This window comes from Colwellia sp. KS18-150, assembly GCF_057551365.1.
The window spans coordinates 1-715 of sequence record NZ_BAAJMC010000046.1 but is presented as its reverse complement, the minus strand read 5'-3'; the positions used below and the strand labels follow the sequence as shown (position 1 = coordinate 715).

Here is a 715-nt window from a genome sequence, read left to right as displayed (position 1 = left end):
AATTAACTGCCAATTCATACTCAGCAGGTGTTTTATATCCTAAGCTTGAATGCAGTCGCTGTCTATTATAAAAATAATTCATGTAACCTTTTAATTTAGCATGTAATTTCTTTGTTGTTTCAAATGCATTACCTCTGATGATATCAGCCTTTAACGAATGAAAGAATGATTCCACTTCTGCATTGTCTGTACAGCAACCAGGTCGATTCATGCTTGCGGTACTATTATGTTTCATTAAGTACTGCTGTACTACGTGGGCCCTATACTCTGCCCCTCGGTCAGTGTGAAATAAAACCGGTTGTGATACTTTGCGCTTATTTATCGCCAACTGTAGTGCCTTAAGCGTTAGCCTAGTTGATTTATGCTTACCAAATGCCCACCCAATAATACGACGAGAAAACAAATCAAGAACTACGGCTAGGTAATACCAACGCGAGCCTACTTTAAGGTAGGTAACGTCACCTGACCATTGCTGATTAATCGCATCGGGCTTACAAATACGCTTACGATTGTTCTTGATTTCTTTATAGAAAAACTTCACTTTGGCCGGTTTGCTATAGGTTTTTAATGCGCGGGCTCTTAAACCATTTTCTCGCATTAAACGCGCAATACGTTTTTCACTGGTTTGAATACCTAACCTTTTTAACGCTTGAAATACGCGAGGACTACCGTACGTTTGGTGACTTTTGTTAAAGGCATCTTTCACCTTTAATAA

The 715-nt window shown here is 39.0% G+C and carries 1 protein-coding gene; it reads right to left on the bottom strand.

Annotated features, from left to right (window positions below; translation table 11 throughout):
* A partial coding sequence (locus AC27IF_RS20215; protein ID WP_487056157.1) for an IS3 family transposase occupies window positions 1–715 on the bottom strand: 715 nt, incomplete at both ends.